Source organism: Chitinophaga terrae (ex Kim and Jung 2007) (assembly GCF_900107795.1).
Classification (GTDB): domain Bacteria; phylum Bacteroidota; class Bacteroidia; order Chitinophagales; family Chitinophagaceae; genus Chitinophaga; species Chitinophaga terrae.
In genome coordinates this window covers 1-15,255 of record NZ_FNRL01000004.1, presented here as the reverse complement: position 1 = coordinate 15,255, position 15,255 = coordinate 1, and the positions used below count along the sequence as shown (strand labels likewise).

The 15,255-nt window shown below is 46.1% G+C and carries 16 protein-coding genes; 8 read left to right on the top strand and 8 right to left on the bottom strand.

The genetic code is table 11. From position 1 onward, the window contains the following. Positions 1–64: 64 nt before the first annotated feature. Positions 65–463 carry a cytochrome c maturation protein CcmE domain-containing protein gene (locus BLV62_RS05305; protein ID WP_089759451.1) on the bottom strand — a complete coding sequence of 133 codons (399 nt, stop codon included), beginning with the start codon at positions 461–463 and terminating at the stop codon, positions 65–67. A gap of 239 nt (positions 464–702) precedes the next feature. Between BLV62_RS05305 and BLV62_RS05300 the strand changes: the two genes are divergently transcribed. The 3 genes from BLV62_RS05300 to BLV62_RS05290 are packed head-to-tail and all read left to right on the top strand — an operon-like array spanning position 703 to position 3,651. Beyond that, positions 703–1,758 carry an agmatinase family protein gene (locus BLV62_RS05300; protein WP_089759449.1) on the top strand — a complete coding sequence of 352 codons (1,056 nt, stop codon included), beginning with the start codon at positions 703–705 and terminating at the stop codon, positions 1,756–1,758. Then, entirely contained in the window at positions 1,751–2,341 is a 591-nt protein-coding gene (locus BLV62_RS05295; RefSeq protein ID WP_089759448.1) for a hypothetical protein, read from the top strand. The genes BLV62_RS05300 and BLV62_RS05295 overlap by 8 nt, the downstream gene beginning before the upstream one ends. 14 nt (positions 2,342–2,355) lie before the next feature. Continuing rightward, positions 2,356–3,651, top strand: a complete 1,296-nt coding sequence (locus BLV62_RS05290; RefSeq protein WP_089759446.1) for a radical SAM protein — start codon at positions 2,356–2,358, stop codon at positions 3,649–3,651. 65 nt (positions 3,652–3,716) lie between these two features. Here BLV62_RS05290 and BLV62_RS05285 read toward each other — a convergent pair whose 3' ends face one another. Continuing rightward, a complete protein-coding gene (locus BLV62_RS05285; RefSeq protein ID WP_089759444.1) occupies positions 3,717–4,616 on the bottom strand; it encodes an AraC family transcriptional regulator in 900 nt (299 codons plus the stop codon). 57 nt (positions 4,617–4,673) lie between these two features. Then, on the bottom strand, positions 4,674–5,909 hold the full coding sequence (locus BLV62_RS05280) for an MFS transporter (RefSeq protein ID WP_089759442.1): 1,236 nt from the start codon (positions 5,907–5,909) through the stop codon (positions 4,674–4,676). A gap of 126 nt (positions 5,910–6,035) precedes the next feature. On the opposite strand from BLV62_RS05280, the gene BLV62_RS05275 reads away from it, so the two are divergent. The 3 genes from BLV62_RS05275 (at position 6,036) to BLV62_RS05265 (ending at position 9,895) form a co-directional block, all read left to right on the top strand. Beyond that, on the top strand, positions 6,036–6,941 hold the full coding sequence (locus BLV62_RS05275; protein WP_139169946.1) for a hypothetical protein: 906 nt from the start codon (positions 6,036–6,038) through the stop codon (positions 6,939–6,941). 170 nt (positions 6,942–7,111) lie between these two features. Next, complete coding sequence (locus tag BLV62_RS05270) at positions 7,112–8,584, top strand: DUF5723 family protein (RefSeq protein ID WP_089759438.1); 1,473 nt, start codon at positions 7,112–7,114, stop codon at positions 8,582–8,584. Positions 8,585–8,605: 21 nt separating this feature from the next. After that, positions 8,606–9,895 (top strand): bifunctional folylpolyglutamate synthase/dihydrofolate synthase, encoded by a 1,290-nt coding sequence (locus BLV62_RS05265; protein ID WP_225889513.1) that lies wholly within the window; start codon positions 8,606–8,608, stop codon positions 9,893–9,895. Positions 9,896–9,897: 2 nt separating this feature from the next. On the opposite strand, the gene BLV62_RS05260 is transcribed toward BLV62_RS05265, so the two are convergent. The 5 genes from BLV62_RS05260 to fbp all read right to left on the bottom strand — a co-directional run bounded on the left by BLV62_RS05260 (position 9,898) and on the right by fbp (position 13,574). Next, positions 9,898–10,449, bottom strand: a complete 552-nt coding sequence (locus BLV62_RS05260) for an NUDIX hydrolase (RefSeq protein ID WP_225889512.1) — start codon at positions 10,447–10,449, stop codon at positions 9,898–9,900. A 25-nt stretch (positions 10,450–10,474) separates the two neighbouring features. Next, a complete protein-coding gene (locus tag BLV62_RS05255; protein ID WP_089759434.1) occupies positions 10,475–11,002 on the bottom strand; it encodes a YfiT family bacillithiol transferase in 528 nt (175 codons plus the stop codon). Positions 11,003–11,013: 11 nt separating this feature from the next. Beyond that, positions 11,014–11,778 carry an ABC transporter ATP-binding protein gene (locus BLV62_RS05250; RefSeq protein ID WP_089759433.1) on the bottom strand — a complete coding sequence of 255 codons (765 nt, stop codon included), beginning with the start codon at positions 11,776–11,778 and terminating at the stop codon, positions 11,014–11,016. A 138-nt stretch (positions 11,779–11,916) separates the two neighbouring features. Beyond that, positions 11,917–12,369 (bottom strand): CAP domain-containing protein, encoded by a 453-nt coding sequence (locus tag BLV62_RS05245; protein ID WP_089759875.1) that lies wholly within the window; start codon positions 12,367–12,369, stop codon positions 11,917–11,919. 194 nt (positions 12,370–12,563) lie between these two features. Further along, complete coding sequence (fbp, locus tag BLV62_RS05240) at positions 12,564–13,574, bottom strand: class 1 fructose-bisphosphatase (RefSeq protein WP_089759431.1); 1,011 nt, start codon at positions 13,572–13,574, stop codon at positions 12,564–12,566. Between the two features lie 139 nt (positions 13,575–13,713). Here fbp and BLV62_RS05235 point away from each other — a divergent pair, with 139 nt between their 5' ends. Both BLV62_RS05235 and BLV62_RS28945 read left to right on the top strand, forming a co-directional pair. Next, on the top strand, positions 13,714–14,982 hold the full coding sequence (locus BLV62_RS05235) for an aspartate kinase (RefSeq protein WP_089759429.1): 1,269 nt from the start codon (positions 13,714–13,716) through the stop codon (positions 14,980–14,982). Positions 14,983–15,105: 123 nt separating this feature from the next. Further along, a partial coding sequence (locus tag BLV62_RS28945) for a DUF4372 domain-containing protein (RefSeq protein WP_139169944.1) occupies positions 15,106–15,255 on the top strand: 150 nt, incomplete at its 3' end.

The following is a 15,255-nucleotide window of genomic DNA, read 5'->3' as shown; positions in this document are numbered from 1 at the left end:
TAAAAATTAATCCGGGATACTCATGTAAACTGGACTGTTCTGCAACAGGCCATCCCAAAACATCTTAAAGTTGTTTGTTGCCCATTGCAACCTGGTCGTCCTTGTATTTGGAAGGACATTTCATCAAAATCTTGTTACAGTGGAATTCATCGCCTTCCATTTTGCCTGTAAGTACTAAAGATTCTGCTTTTTCAAAGTCGGTAGGTTTGGCCCCGTAAAAAACCACTTTCCTGGTTTCCCCGGTTTTATCATGTACATAAAAGCTGAACAGGTTGGCATCTTTCACCGGATCATAGTGCATAGTTTGCAAGGTATCGAGCGTGCCGATCACATGAAACTCCTTGCCTTCTTTTTCGCGTGCGGTGGCGAAAGTTTCATAGGTGCTGAAATCTCCTACCATTGTAACGATTACTCCGATTGCTATCGCAATAACTACCAGCAGAATTATATTTGTTTTTTTCATATGAAAATTATCTTCCTATTGATTTACCTTCTGACTGCAAAAACCCCTACCAGTGCGACTTTAACTTTTCCGGTCTTTTGCCGTTATTTATTTCTTTCCGATTAATCGGCAAAATTAAGTCAAAATGACGTTGTTCGGACAAATTTTATATAAAAGGCAATTCTTTTTGGAAGAAGACGGGCGTTAGTAAACATAATAGTATCTTTGCGGGCGAAATTTTTGAAAAGTACGACTCAATCATGGCAGATTTATCTCAATTTGACCCTAATGCAGTTGGTCTGTTATCCAACAACGTTTTTGGCTTACCATTTACAGAAGAGGAAGCCAGACTGGTATTGTTACCTGTTCCCTGGGAAGTGACCGTTTCTTATAATAATGGTACGGCCCGTGGTCCGGAACATATCTTTAAGGCCTCTTTCCAGGTAGACCTGTACGATGCTGATGTAAAAGATGGTTGGAAACAGGGCTTTTACATGAGGGAGCCCGACAGGCATTTACTGTTACGCAGCGATTACCTGCGTAAAGAGGCAGAATTATACCTGAAATTCCTGACTGAGGGCGGAGATATATCTGAAAACGAGTTCCTTACAAAGACCCTGGTAGATGTGAGCAATGGTACCAAAGCCATGAATGAGTGGGTATACAACCAGACTAAAGGTTTGCTGGAAAAAGGTAAACTGGTAGGACTGGTAGGAGGCGATCACAGTACTCCTTTAGGTTTCTTTAAGGCGATCGGCGAGCATAAAGGCGAATTCGGCATCCTCCAGATCGATGCGCATTGCGACCTTAGAGACGCCTATGAAGGTTTCCAGTATTCGCATGCCTCCATCATGTACAACGCCCTGGCGGAAGTACCGCAGCTGACCAAACTGGTGCAGGTAGGTATCAGGGATTATTGCGAAGAAGAAGTAGACTATATCAATAACAGTGAAGGCAAAGTGGTAACGTTCTTTGACAAACAGATCAAGGAAAGACAGTTTGAAGGGGAAACCTGGAAATCGATCTGCGACAGTATCGTAGCCACATTGCCTGAACAGGTATATATCAGTTTTGATATTGATGGGCTGGACCCGAAATTATGTCCGCATACCGGCACCCCGGTTGCCGGCGGTTTTGAAGTAGAACAGGTGAATTACCTGTTCAGGCAGGTATTGGCCAGCGGTCGTAAACTGATAGGATTTGACCTGAATGAAGTAAGCACCTCGCACGATGAATGGGACGCCAATGTAGGCGCCCGCGTGCTGTTCAAATTATGCAACCTGTTGGTGTCTTCTAATCCTGCTGACAATGGATAAACTGAGAATTCTGCATCCGAATACCAGCAGCAGGATACGCTTATTGCCTGTGATGCACGGGTTAACAGGGATCTTATTCCTGTTCAACACCATTGGCGTTTACAGGAGCGGGCAACCTAACTGGTTCCTGGCAGCGTTGTTTTTTGTGATGGGGCTTGCCTGCATCATTTTTCCGTTTATCATGAAACGGTTTAAAAAGTTCAACGAGGTTAACAGCATAGCCAGGGTGATAGAAGCATTCATCTGCTTCACCAGCTGCCTGTATTTTTTATCGCATAAACTGCCGTTAACCGGCCTGTTGCTGCTGTTGGTAGGTATAGGGCTTGCCTACGTGGGCTGGATGGAATATAAGATATTTCAACCCTCGTTTGTGCGGTTCGATATCACGGGGATCACTCTTCCAACCACCTTCAGTACCAAACTGGTTGGCTGGAACGAGTTGAATAACGTAATTTTGCGCAACGACCTGCTGACAATAGATTACAGGAATAACAGGATATTACAGCTCGAAGTACTGGACGAACCAACGCCGGCCCAGCGGGAAGAATTGAACGCTTTCTTCCAGAAGCGCGTTAAAGATTGATTTAATTATTACCAATGTTAAAACAGACACCTTACATATTATATTCCGACGGTAACGGGAATATCTTTGAAGATACCAGCATGTTAGTGACCGGCCGTAGCGGCTGGGACGCGTTGCCTATAGAACCGGATGAATGGATCGAATTGCCTGAAGGAGGTAATTTGTATGAGTTGCCTGGCAGACGCGGCATTGGTATCAACGCTGAAACAGGAGATATGGAGTTATGCGACAAGGGCTGGGCAGTAGCTGCCTTTATCCCGCCGGCGCATACAGGGTTTTACCTGGCTGCTTATGAAACCATGCCAGACGCTCCTACCCTCCCGCTTTTCTGTTACACTGCAGTAGGTTGGCTGGATGGGAAATTCTATGTTCCGGCTACCAGGATCGAAGCAGATATCAGGCAGGAATGTGCAGGATTTGATGCAAAGAAAGTAAAGCAGGGAGTTAAAACCCTCCTGGAGGCCTACCCGCATAACAGGTTGGTTCAGCACCTGGCAGAAAACTGTGCGCTGACGTATGAGTGCCCGGCCGCAAGAAACTACTTCATGGGCAGATGGGAATGTCCTATTCCTTCTTCTCCTGCATGTAACGCCAATTGCGTAGGTTGCATCTCCTTCCAGCCGGAAGAAGAATCGATCGTTTCTACACAGGACCGTCTGCGTTTCAAACCAACAGCAGAAGAGATCGTTGAATACACAGTACCGCATCTGGAAACCGCTCCTTTTCCAATCGTGAGCTTTGGGCAGGGTTGCGAAGGCGAACCGTTGCTGATGTGGGAAACCATTCGCGAATCCATTATCGAGATCCGCAAGCATACGCCTAAGGGAAGTATTAATATCAATACCAACGGCAGCAAACCGGACGCTGTGAGAGCGCTCTGCGAAGCGGGGTTAGACAGTATCAGGGTAAGTATGAACTCTGCACTGGAGAAGTATTACACGCCTTATTACCGTCCTAATAACTATAAGTTCGAGGATATTGTAGAGAGCCTGAAAGTAGTAAGATCATTTGGCGGATGGGCGTCTATCAACTATTTCGTATTCCCTGGAATGACAGACAGCGAAGAGGAATATGAAGCGTTGAGAAAGCTGATCAAAGACACTGACCTGAGCATGATCCAATGGCGTAATTTCAACATTGATCCTGACTGGTACCTGGGCCGCATGGGAATTACAGAAGTAGGTCCATGTTTAGGAATCAAGCAAATGATGGAATTGATCCATGACGAATTCCCTAACGTTAAATTCGGGTATTTCAATCCGCCGATGGAACGTATCAAAGGGGATTATATGAAGGACTTTGCGCATTAAAAATAATCATACAAAAAAAGGGGTGTTGTGCACCCCTTTTTCAATATTCTCCAATAATATCCTTCCTAATTTTTCTGCATTAAACTCTCTTCCTCGTACCTGTACTGCCGTGCATAATTCGTTGGCGACATTCCCGTTACTTTCCTGAATACACGGTTAAACGTGATCGGGTTATTATACCCTGTAGCATAAGCTACGGCGGCAATGCTATCAAAATTGCCGGCAATGATCTTCTTACAGGCGGCGTTGATGCGTACTTCGTTCAGGAATTCGAGATAGGTTTTGCGCGTATGCTTTTTGAAATACTTGCAGAAAGCATAAGTGGTAAGATGGGCTACGGAAGCTATCTTTCCCAGCGTAATATTTTCGCTGTAATGTTCTAAGGTATATTGATAGATGTCGTTCATGCGCAAACCTTCAGACTCGCTGTAGGTATGCTTTGAAAAGCCGGTAGACAATGACTTCCAGTCCTTCACCTGTTTGGAGAAATACAACAGCATGTTAATGAATGCCAGCAATCGTTCAGCCCCTGTAAGTCCGGCGATCTTCTGCACTTCCTCTCCTATTTTCTCTGTATGAGCGGCAGGTAATTGCAAACTGTTAGTGGTCAGCAATAAAAACTTCCTCACTACTTCCATTTCGGGAAGATTGAATAACCCTTTTAACGCCTGTTCATGATCAAAGAAAATGTGAATGGCATGGATGTTCTTTTCCTGGAGATTTTCAAAGTATTTGGCATCCCCTTTAAACATATGCGGTTGGTTGGCGCCAATCACATAAATATCACCCGCTTTGAAAGGTTGGGTATAGTTGCCTGCAATGAGAGTTCCCTCTCCCTTAATGATCAATGTAACCTGTGCCTCCTTATGTCTATGCAGGTAATTATAGAAATAAGGCAAAATGTCTTCCTGCACTACTACCGCACCGTCTGCTGCAACAGGAACAGTAAATTGTACTACTTTCATTTACCAATATTACTGCATTTTTTATAATTTCTATAATTCAAAAGCAATAATTGATAATCAGTTAACAATTTTTGTAAAAAATGCCGCGCCTGCTGCCTTTTTATGCACCCAGTAAGTTCCCCCGGCCGCCAACAGGCATAAACCGATGGTGATCAGCCACCAGGCCGAAAATCCCAGTTGCTGTACAATAAAAGTACCTGCCGTTGGCGTGGCAATATTGGCAAATGAATAAGAGATGGTATACAGCGCTGCATACTGCCCCCTGTTATGCTCCTTGCTCCTGCTGAACCAGAAGTTGTTCATAAACGGCAGGCAGAAGATCTCCCCGAATGTAAGCACCATGATAAATAATACGGAGAAGATATGATACCACATGGAAAGATTGATCAGCAAATAGGCCACTGCAATCAGCAGGATGCCGAAAACCACGTACAGCAGATCAGGTTTCTTCCCGTTCAGGCGATGTACCAGCACCATTTCAACAAAAACGATCAGGATACCATTGAGCGACATATTCAATCCTATCAGCCATTCTTTCATTTTCAGTTCCTGCTTGAAATAGAGCGGGATCATATTGGAGAACTGGAAAAGACATATAGCCGTGATCGTTGCAAAGAGAATAAACCAGAGGAATAAACGGTCTTTTATGACGCCATCCGTTTTCCTGGCGGCTTCATTATGTTTTGCCTTTGGAGGAGCGGGAACCGGCGGCAACAACATTCTCATCAATATTGCAGCAGTTATGCAGGTAAATCCATCTACCCAAAACAAAAAATGATAACTGATGCTGGCCAGCATCCCTCCTAACGCCGGTCCTACAGACCAACCCAGGTTTACCGCCAACCTGTTCAGGGCGTAGGAACGCGTTCGGTTCTGTCCTGTGCTGTAAGCAGTGATGGCAATACTGTTGGCAGGCCTGAAAGCGTCTGCCACCGTACCCTGTATAAAAGCAACTGCACAAAACTGCGGGAATGTTTGTAACTGCCCCAATAAAAAGAAGAACAAACCGTTTAAGAATAGGCTCCAGAACTGAACCTGGTAAAACCCGATCTTATCCGAAAGCCATCCGCCCAGCAAGGCGCCGGCAATAGCGCCGGAACCAAAACAGGCCATTACAATACCTGCCTGGGCTATAGGAAAGTGCAATTGCTGGGTGAGATAAACCGTCATGAACGGGATCACCATAGTACCGGCGCGATTGATCAGTAAAACCAGGGAAAGCCACCAGATGGCGGGGGTTAGGCCCGTATATGCGTCTTTGTATAAACGAATGGGTAGTTGTAAAAACTTCATAAAAGAGGATGGCCGAAAGTAGCATAGTTTTTGTAAAGTTTTGCCATCCAACTTTGAAAGTAGTAATTTTTATAGTCAAAAAAATTAACTTTGGCCTTACCAGGCGCTCATCAAGCTAAATTAAATATGGAGGAAAACAACGGTAAAAAGAATTTTCAGGCTGCAGGCGTTACCATCGCCGTGCATGCGTTGCTGTTACTGGCCCTTGCCTTTACCGGCTTTTCGGCCCCTCCGCCTCTTCCCAACCAGGACCTGGGTATGGAAGTTAATTTAGGAACAACCGACGATGGAATGGGAGACGAACAACCGTTGAACCCTAACCCGCCAAGCGCCGCTGCTTCTGAACCGGCGCCTGCAGAAAATGTTCCCGAAGCTCCGAAAGCCGCCGAAGAACAACCGCAGGATGTAGCGACCCAGGACGAAGAAGATGCGCCGGAAATCAAGAAGCCTGAAAAACCTGTTGTTAAGCCAAAAGAAATTCCAAAGAAAATAGTTGAACCGAAACCGGTAAAAGAAACCAGGAAAAAACCGGTAGAAGATCCTCCCAAACCAACGCCTCCCGCTCCCGCTCCTGCTCCAAAGCCTAAGGCCGTATTTGCAGGCGGTACCAGCAATAATGCGCACAGCGGCAACAACGCCAATGGCTCCAACAATGCAACCGGCGAAGGTAATACTGGCAAACCCGGCGATCGCGGGCAACTGGGCGGCAACCCTAACGGCGGCGGTTATACCGGCGGCGGCCTGGGCGGCGGACGCTCCGATTTCCACTTAAATGGCCGCAGCCTCATAGGCAGACCACAGGTTACCTACGACGGAACAGAAACCGGGTATGTAGCCATCAACATCAAAGTAGACCGGCAAGGTAACGTCACATCCGCCACCTTCAGCATGAAAGGTTCTACCATCAGCAACCCGCAACTGATCGAAATCGCAAGGAGAGCAGCAAGAAGCGGTCAGCTGAAATACAATGCCAACCCAGATGCTCCGGAAGAGCAGTTTGGTACCATTCGTTTTTACTTTAAAGCAGAATAAAACTAGCAGCAGCATCCGGGTATTCCGGGAATGGAGAGTGTCGAACATTGTGCTACCTGAGCTAATGCCAATACTTTTTTTATCCTAGATCCTACATACCTATGAGTTCGAGCATGATCGGGTATCAACTTCGCGTGCATTTACGAGAAACCTGTTTTTTATCGCCAACGATGACTGTAAAACTTAACCGTATCTTTTCCTACGCAGCAGTGCTGCTACTGTTGGCCAATGTTTCACTGGCTCAAAGCTTCACCGGCTATAACACCAGCAATTATGCAGGTATCTATGGCGTCTTTTCCAACCCGGCAACCGCAGCAGGTTATCGCTATAAATGGGATCTGAATATTATTGGAGTGGATGTTAACGCGGGCAATACCTACGTCAGCGTTCCTAAATCTGTATTGTTTAACCCGCCCGACACCATGCGGCTGAACAGGGATTACTTCCTTGACCAGGGCGCCAACAGGAGGCAAAACGCATGGGAAATGGCTGAAATAGTATTGCCTTCTTTTTTATATGCCATCGATGATAAACAATCCGTTTCTTTTGTGTGGCGGATGAGAAGCAGCAGCAGCGGAGGCAACCTCTCTACCCAGCTGGCCAATTTCTTTGGAGTTAATTTTCCTAATCCAAGTTTCAATGGCACCAGCCTCTCTATCCCCCAGGTTGGCGTAGGTGCGCATGTCTGGCATGAAATGGGCCTCAGCTATGCACGGGTGATCAAACAGGGATATAACAGCCGCTGGAAAGCCGGTATCACTCTCAAGTTGCTGAGCGGCGTGGCAGCAGGATATGCTACCGTAAAAAACGCCAACTTTGAAGCCACCAACTCAAGGAACGCTTCCATCACCAGCGGAACGCTTTATTACGGTTACAGCGAAGAACTTGACCACTGGCAGAACAATACCCTCAGCAACATACGCCTGTTCCAAAACAACGGGCTGGGTGCAGATATAGGCCTGGTATATGAATACAGGCCTGATAACGGCGGTTTCGGCGCATATGAAAGCTCAGACGCCGACGATTATCAATTTCGTTTAGGCGTTTCGTTTACTGACCTGGGCAGGATACGTTATACAAAGGGAGAATTCAATGCAGACCTGAACCTGCAAAGGGCCGACATAGACCCGAAAGAACTTACCTATAAGAAAAACGAAAGCCTGAAACAATACTCTACCCGCCTGAATAGTTATTTCACTCCCATGGCCAGCGAAAAAACTTTTGATATGACGTTGCCGGCAGCCATGAACCTGATGGGCGATTACAATATTAACAACACCTTCTTTGTTGGCGTAAATGCCGTTATAGCATTAACCGGGGGCCAGCGCGACATCACCAAATCGCATGCCCTTACCCAGTTCAACATTACTCCCCGTTATGAAACCAGTCTTATAGGCGCTTACCTTCCGTTCACCATCAACCGCAACGGGCAGGCAGATGTGGGCGCCGCCGTTCGTATAGGGCCGGTTGTTTTCGGTGCTTCTTCTCTTTTTACCAACTTATTTGAAAAACATATCGATCATGGTGCGGCTTTCGTAGCTTTGCGATTGAATTCAAATATGTTCGACCGGGGCGATGCTAACGGAGGTGGTATTTTCAGAATGCGAAAACGACAAGTCGGCTGCCCTGTGAACAATTACTAAGTACAGTTGTAATTTTCCTATATGGCTTCTTACAAAGAAACGATCGACTACCTGTTCGCTCAGTTACCAATGTTCACCAAAGTAGGCGCCAGCGCCTATAAAACCGATCTTCACAATACCCTCAACCTGCTGGATCGGTTAAACCAACCGCATAAAAGCTTTAAATCAATCCATATAGCAGGCACCAATGGCAAAGGCTCTTCCAGCAACATGCTGGCAGCTATTTTCCAGCAGGCAGGCTATAAAACCGGTTTATATACTTCCCCTCACCTGCTCGATTTCCGGGAAAGGATCAGGGTAAATGGTGAAATGGTACCTGAAGATTTTGTGATCCGGTTTACAGAAGAAATGAAGGGAGCGATTGAAGAGATAAAACCTTCTTTCTTTGAACTGACCGTGGCAATGGCTTTCACCTATTTCCAGCAGGAGCAGGTAGATATTGCTATCGTTGAGGTGGGGCTTGGAGGACGGCTCGACAGCACCAACGTGATCACCCCTGAACTCTCTCTCATCACGAATATCAGTTATGATCATAAACATATCCTGGGCGATACCCTGCCTTTGATCGCTGCGGAAAAAGCAGGCATCATCAAACCAGGCGTTCCTGTTGTGATCAGTGAAACGCAGTCGGAAGTTGCCGATGTATTTATACAGAAGGCTTCTGAAATGCAGGCTGATATACAGTTTGCAGACCAGGAATGGATGGAGGCGCAAAGCGCCATTCATAATACCCATCTCGATGTTCAGATACTCGACCGGGCGGAACAGCAGATGCGTACCTTTAAACTTGACCTCAGCGGGCAATACCAGGAAAAGAACCTGATGGGAGTACTGGCAGCGGTAAAAGTAATGCAACGCAAAGGCTGGAAATTAAGTTGGGAAGATGTGGCTGCAGCGCTTTCGCACGTCAGGAAACTTACCGGGCTCAGGGGCCGTTGGGAAATCATAGACCAACATCCTTTAACCGTACTGGATGTGGGGCATAACGAAGCAGGCATCCGTGAAATTATGGAACAGCTGAGGCATCAGAACTTCCAGCAGTTGCATATTGTAGTAGGGTTTGTGAAAGATAAGGAGGTAGAACAGGTATTGCCGTTGTTCCCTAAAACAGCGCATTATTACTTTTGCAAAGCGCAGATCCCAAGGGCGCTGGATGAAGTGGCGCTGGCCGAAATGGGTGCAGCACAAGGCTTGAACGGTCATGCCTATCCTTCCGTACAGGCGGCCCTGCACAGCGCCAGGCAACATGCACAAAAAGATGATATGATACTGGTATGCGGCAGCTTTTTCGTGGTAGCGGAAGTGATGTAAGATTATTGCATCTTCAGCCTGCCTAAATGCATCAGCGCATAAAATATGCAGGTAACATGCAGGCTTTGCTCCAGCTTATTTTCGAGTACCAGTTGTTGCAATTCGTCTATCGACATCAATACAACTTCGATATCTTCATTATGATCTAACTGCTGTTCCCTCACCTTTACGCCGCCCGTTGCAAGGAACATGTGCGTGTAATTATTGCTGGATGCGGGATTAGGAGCTATCTTCCCTAAAGATATCCAGTTCCTGAACTCGTACCCGGTTTCTTCCAGCATTTCGCGTTGCATCGCAAACAAAGGAGAAGGATCTGATTCATCCATGGTACCGCCGGGGATCTCTAATAACGTTTTGCCGATTCCCTGGCGGAACTGCCTGATCATGATCACCATCCCATCTTCACGGATAGCGACTCCGTTTACCCAGTTACGATATTCCAGGACATAATAGGGAGATACAATTTTTCCTGCCGGCGTTTCGCAGGTATCGACCCTGGCAGTTAACCAATCGTCTTTAAACAGATACTCTGACGAGAGCGTCTTCCAATCCATATTGCTCATAATAGTTCCCGGAGTGTTACCACCCCATTCTTTCTTTTAAACGTAAAATATGTTCCAGGTGATGAAGCCCGTGCCAGGAATAGGTAGCGGCAAGCAGCCGCATATCGTAGGTGATGCCGCTGCCGGGATGATAGAAGGTTTTATTCCAGTCGTCGGCCTCCAGGTGTTCCAGTAATTTCACCCAGCGGTTATGCAAAGCATAAAGCAGTGTAATGGAAACATTGACGGGCGTGTTGGCGACATCAGGCAATGTAGCCCAGGCCTGTTCGTCGTACGGTTTGATAACAGGATTGTTTTCTGTTAAGGCCAGTTTCATCCTCACTACCGCATTCATATGACTATCGGCTAAATGATGTATTACCTGCGCTACTGTCCAGCCACCCGGCCTGTAAGGGGTTTGCAGCTGGTATTCGTCCATGTTCTGCACGGCTAATTCAACCAGTTGAGGAAGGTAACGGATGTCATCAATATACTTTCTTAACTGGGCGTCTGTGATCGTAGCGGGAGGATTGAACCTGCCTATCGGGTATTGCAATTCTTCCATAAAAGCGGAGTTTATTCTTCCCGCAGCTCTTTACCGGTGAGGTGAATGAATACATCTTCCAGGTTTGCCTTCTTCACTTCTTTCTTTCTTTCAAAACCTGAAGAAACCAGTTTGTCTATCAGGGCGTCGGGAGAATCGATGGCGATGATACGGCCGCTATCGACGATGGCGCAACGGTTGCACAGGAATTCTGCTTCGTCCATATAGTGCGTGGTGATCACCACAGTAGTTCCCTGGTTACGGACTTCCTGTATCAGGTCCCACAGATTGCGGCGGGCCTGGGGGTCCAGACCTGTGGTTGGTTCATCCAAGAATATGATCTGAGGTTTGTTGATCAGGGTGGTAGCGATGGAAAACCGCTGTTTCTGACCTCCCGAAAGTTCTTTATACTGGGCTTTGGCCTTATCTTCCAGGTTGAACATCCCCAGCAGCTGCAATGGCTTTACGGGTTGGTTGTACAGGCCTCCGAACATTTCGATGAGTTCTATCAGGTTGAGGCCCGGGTAATAGCCTGAACTTTGCAACTGTACGCCAATGATCTTTTTGATATCGTTCGGTGATTTATCCAGATCATAACCTCCTACCACTACTTTTCCCGAGGTTTTTTCCCTAAGGGTTTCTATAATCTCCAGGGTTGTTGATTTTCCGGCTCCGTTAGGCCCGAGAAGCCCGAATATTTCGCCTTCGAACACGTCAAAGCTGATTCCTTTTACAGCGGTGAAATCGCCATACTTTTTAACCAGATTCTCTACCTCTATGATCTTTTTCTTTTCCATGGGGCCAAGTTACATAATTATGCGGTTAGTAAATAGCGGGCAGATACAGAAAATCTGCGACTGTTGCCTGGCGGGGCACGAAAAAGGGATGCTTCAAAGTTCCTGAAACATCCCTCTTCTCAATATTTACGATAACAGTTATTGCTTGATAAATACCTGTGTAAAAAAGGTGATCCTCCCTTTATCTGCCGCCCCGATGCCGATCAGGTTATAATCTCCCAGCATGTTTTTGCGGTGTCCCGGGCTTTTGATCCATCCGTTTACCACTGCTTCGGCGTCTAAGGTGCCATAGGCCACATTTTCCGCTGCACCGGCTACGCGTCCTTTGGTTTTGGAGATGGTAGCCACTCTTTCCTCGAACCCTTCGTGACCGAATCCTGTGCGGCCGCTGGCCATGTCTTTACTATGATTGCGGGCCTGGGCGCTGATGGCAGCATCCAGTTGCAGGGGCTTCAGGCCTTTCGACTGACGGAACTTGTTGGTATAATAAAGGATCTGTTCTTCCAGGCTTCCCCGGGCTGAATTGCTGCTGTCGCGGGGCGTTGTGGCACGGGAGCAGGCGCTGGCCTGGAATACTGTAAAAATTGCCATAAACAAAACTAAAATCCTGCGGTTCCTCAAAATGAACATAGAATAACTGGTTAATAATTGAAATAAAAAGCGTTTAGTATAGAGACGTATAAAATCGGGCCAGGTTTATCAAGTGTTGTACCACTTTTACTATAAACGAAAAAGACGCGGAAAAAATCTTTTCCTGCGTCTTTTTTTATCCCTGAAAGAGAACATTATTCATTCACTATATGCTGCCACGTTTCCATCATTTTGCGGGAGCCTATAAAAATAGGTACACGCTGATGCAACTGGGCTGGCTTTAATTCCAGTAATCTTTGTTTACCGTTAGCCATGGCTACTCCCCCTGCCTTTTCCATAATGAACGACATAGGGTTGCATTCGTAGCAAAGCCTTAACCGGCCGGCTACATATTTGCCGAAGGCAGGGTACATGAATATACCGCCCTGGATAAGGGTACGGTGTATTTCGGCTACCATGCAGCCGACGAAGCGATGGCGGTATACCCTGTCGTTCTCGTTCCTGGCCATGAAATGATCTATTGATTTACGGGTTTTGGCATCGTAAAGATGGTAATACCCTACGTTGACGGAGAAGATATCGCTTTCCACCGGGCATTTCAGGTTAGGGTGCGAGAGGCAGAACTCACCGATCGACGGGTCGAGGGTGAAGCCCTGAACGCTTCTCCTGGTGGCATATACCATCATGGTTGAAGAACCATAGATGATATAGCCTGCAGCGATCTGCTGGGTGCCTGGCTGGAGGAAATCTTCCAGTTCGCATGGTGAGCCTTCCGGTGAAAGGCGGCGATATACAGAGAAAATAGTACCTATGGATACGTTTACGTCGATATTGCTGGAACCATCCAGTGGGTCCATCAACACTACGTATTTTGATTTCATGGAATGCTCATCAGTGAAAGCGATGAAGTTTTCTTCTTCTTCGGAGGCAACGCCGCAACAGTAAATACTGGTTTCCAGTGAGTTAATAAATTGCTGGTTGGCAAATTCATCTAATTTCTTTACAGATTCGCCCTGTACGTTGGTTTTTCCTGCTTCACCGAGAATATCGGCAATACCTGCTTTATTTACTTCTACATTCACACGTTTGGCAGCAAGACCTATGTCGCGCAGCAGACCTGACAATTGACCGGTAGCGCCGGGATAATTGCGTAGCTCCTGGATGGTGAACTCGTCCAGGGTCATTACTTTTTGCTTAAGATTCATAACGTTAGCTTGTGCGGACGAAATTAAGCCAAAAGGGCTTACTTTAATAAAACTGTCATTTATCCGTAAACAGATTTTAAAACAATTCTAAACTTGCCGTACTTTGCCGAATATTTTTTTATAGAAGACAAACTATCATATGAAGGTTTTCAAGTTTGGTGGTGCAAGTTTAGAAAGCATTGAACGTATCCGGCAGGTAGGTCAGATCGTACAGTCGTTTCCCGATGAAAAACTGCTGATCGTTATATCAGCCATGGCTAAAACAACCAATGAGTTGGAAAAGGTAGCCGAGAATTTTTATTTAAGGAAAAAGGAAATCGCCGCACAGTTGTTATTTAATATTGAACAGGGTCATCTCCGTGTAGCGGAAGGCTTGTTAGGTACAACCGAACATCCTGTATTCCAGCAACTGCAGCAGTTCTTTACAGAAGCTGAATGGACCCTTGGCGAAAAGCCGATGCGGACCTACGACTATTACTACGATCAGCTGGTAAGTTTAGGCGAGCTTTTAAGTACCGCCATCGTGAGCGCCTATTTCAACACGATAGGACTGAACAACGAATGGCTGGATGTAAGAGATGTTTTCAGAACCGACGACAACTTCCGTGATGCAAACATCGACTGGGTATATACCCAGAAACAGGTAACGGAGAAAGTTGTTCCGCTGTTTAATAAAACCAATATCGTTATTACACAGGGCTTTATAGGCAGTACTGACCAGAACGAGAGCGTGACATTGGGTCGTGAAGGCAGCGACTACTCAGCTGCAGTTTTTGCCAATATGCTGGATGCCGAAAGCCAGACCATCTGGAAAGATGTAGAAGGATTAAAAAATGCTGATCCGAAGTTGTTTCCTAACACGGTCAATATCCCCGAGATCAGTTATGCTGAAGTGATAGAAATGGCTTACTATGGCGCGCAGGTGATCCACCCTAAAACCATCAAACCTTTACAGAACAAGCAGATCCCTCTGCTGGTCAAATGTTTTCTCGACAAAAACCTTCCAGGCACCGTGATCAGGGAAGAAGCCGATACCCGGAAACTGCCTCCTATCATTGTACTGAAAAAGAACCAGGTATTATTGACCATTACCTCTAAAGATTATTCGTTTATCACGGAAGATAAGATCAGTGACATATACGAGATCTTCCATGGCCTGAAGATCAAGATCAACCTTATGCAGAACGGAGCCATTAACTTTTCCTGCTGTATAGACAATAACCCCGAAAAGATCGAACTCCTTATTAAGACGTTGCACCAGCAATTCAAGATCTCTTATAATGAAGGGCTGGAACTGCTCACTGTACGTTATTACCAGCCGGCTATGCTGGAAGAACTCAGTAACGGCCACCAGGTGATGCTCGAACAACGTTCCGGATCCACGATCCAACGCCTCTGGAAAAAATAAATTTATCCAGTTTCATATTTTTTTTCACTATTGTCCGACTAAAATAATGTTTTAGGATGAAAAAAGGCAGTTCCGAAGAACCGCCCAATTTGGTAAGTTTGAGTTACCACACTTAAAATTACCATGGGCGAAAATAAAAGTTTTTCCGGACAGCCGGTATTATCTCAAATATTAGATGTAATACCCAGTGCTATAATCAATGCGGCAAACAGAAAGCATCAATCAAACCGTTATTATAAGCGCTTACCCTTGCGGGTTCATTTGGTAAGCCTT

What these genes read in the sequence shown, in the direction of transcription:
- BLV62_RS05290 (WP_089759446.1), top strand. Translation starts at nt 2,356, where the DNA reads ATGTTAAAACAGACACCTTACATATTATATTCCGACGGTAACGGGAAT.
- BLV62_RS05235 (WP_089759429.1), top strand. Translation starts at nt 13,714, where the DNA reads ATGAAGGTTTTCAAGTTTGGTGGTGCAAGTTTAGAAAGCATTGAACGT.
- BLV62_RS05265 (WP_225889513.1), top strand. Translation starts at nt 8,606, where the DNA reads ATGGCTTCTTACAAAGAAACGATCGACTACCTGTTCGCTCAGTTACCA.
- BLV62_RS05295 (WP_089759448.1), top strand. Translation starts at nt 1,751, where the DNA reads ATGGATAAACTGAGAATTCTGCATCCGAATACCAGCAGCAGGATACGC.
- BLV62_RS05270 (WP_089759438.1), top strand. Translation starts at nt 7,112, where the DNA reads ATGACTGTAAAACTTAACCGTATCTTTTCCTACGCAGCAGTGCTGCTA.
- BLV62_RS05245 (WP_089759875.1), bottom strand. Translation starts at nt 12,369, where the DNA reads ATGGCAATTTTTACAGTATTCCAGGCCAGCGCCTGCTCCCGTGCCACA.
- fbp (WP_089759431.1), bottom strand. Translation starts at nt 13,574, where the DNA reads ATGAATCTTAAGCAAAAAGTAATGACCCTGGACGAGTTCACCATCCAG.
- BLV62_RS05285 (WP_089759444.1), bottom strand. Translation starts at nt 4,616, where the DNA reads ATGAAAGTAGTACAATTTACTGTTCCTGTTGCAGCAGACGGTGCGGTA.
- BLV62_RS05260 (WP_225889512.1), bottom strand. Translation starts at nt 10,449, where the DNA reads ATGGATTGGAAGACGCTCTCGTCAGAGTATCTGTTTAAAGACGATTGG.
- BLV62_RS05275 (WP_139169946.1), top strand. Translation starts at nt 6,036, where the DNA reads ATGGAGGAAAACAACGGTAAAAAGAATTTTCAGGCTGCAGGCGTTACC.
- BLV62_RS05300 (WP_089759449.1), top strand. Translation starts at nt 703, where the DNA reads ATGGCAGATTTATCTCAATTTGACCCTAATGCAGTTGGTCTGTTATCC.
- BLV62_RS05280 (WP_089759442.1), bottom strand. Translation starts at nt 5,909, where the DNA reads ATGAAGTTTTTACAACTACCCATTCGTTTATACAAAGACGCATATACG.
- BLV62_RS05305 (WP_089759451.1), bottom strand. Translation starts at nt 463, where the DNA reads ATGAAAAAAACAAATATAATTCTGCTGGTAGTTATTGCGATAGCAATC.
- BLV62_RS05255 (WP_089759434.1), bottom strand. Translation starts at nt 11,002, where the DNA reads ATGGAAGAATTGCAATACCCGATAGGCAGGTTCAATCCTCCCGCTACG.
- BLV62_RS05250 (WP_089759433.1), bottom strand. Translation starts at nt 11,778, where the DNA reads ATGGAAAAGAAAAAGATCATAGAGGTAGAGAATCTGGTTAAAAAGTAT.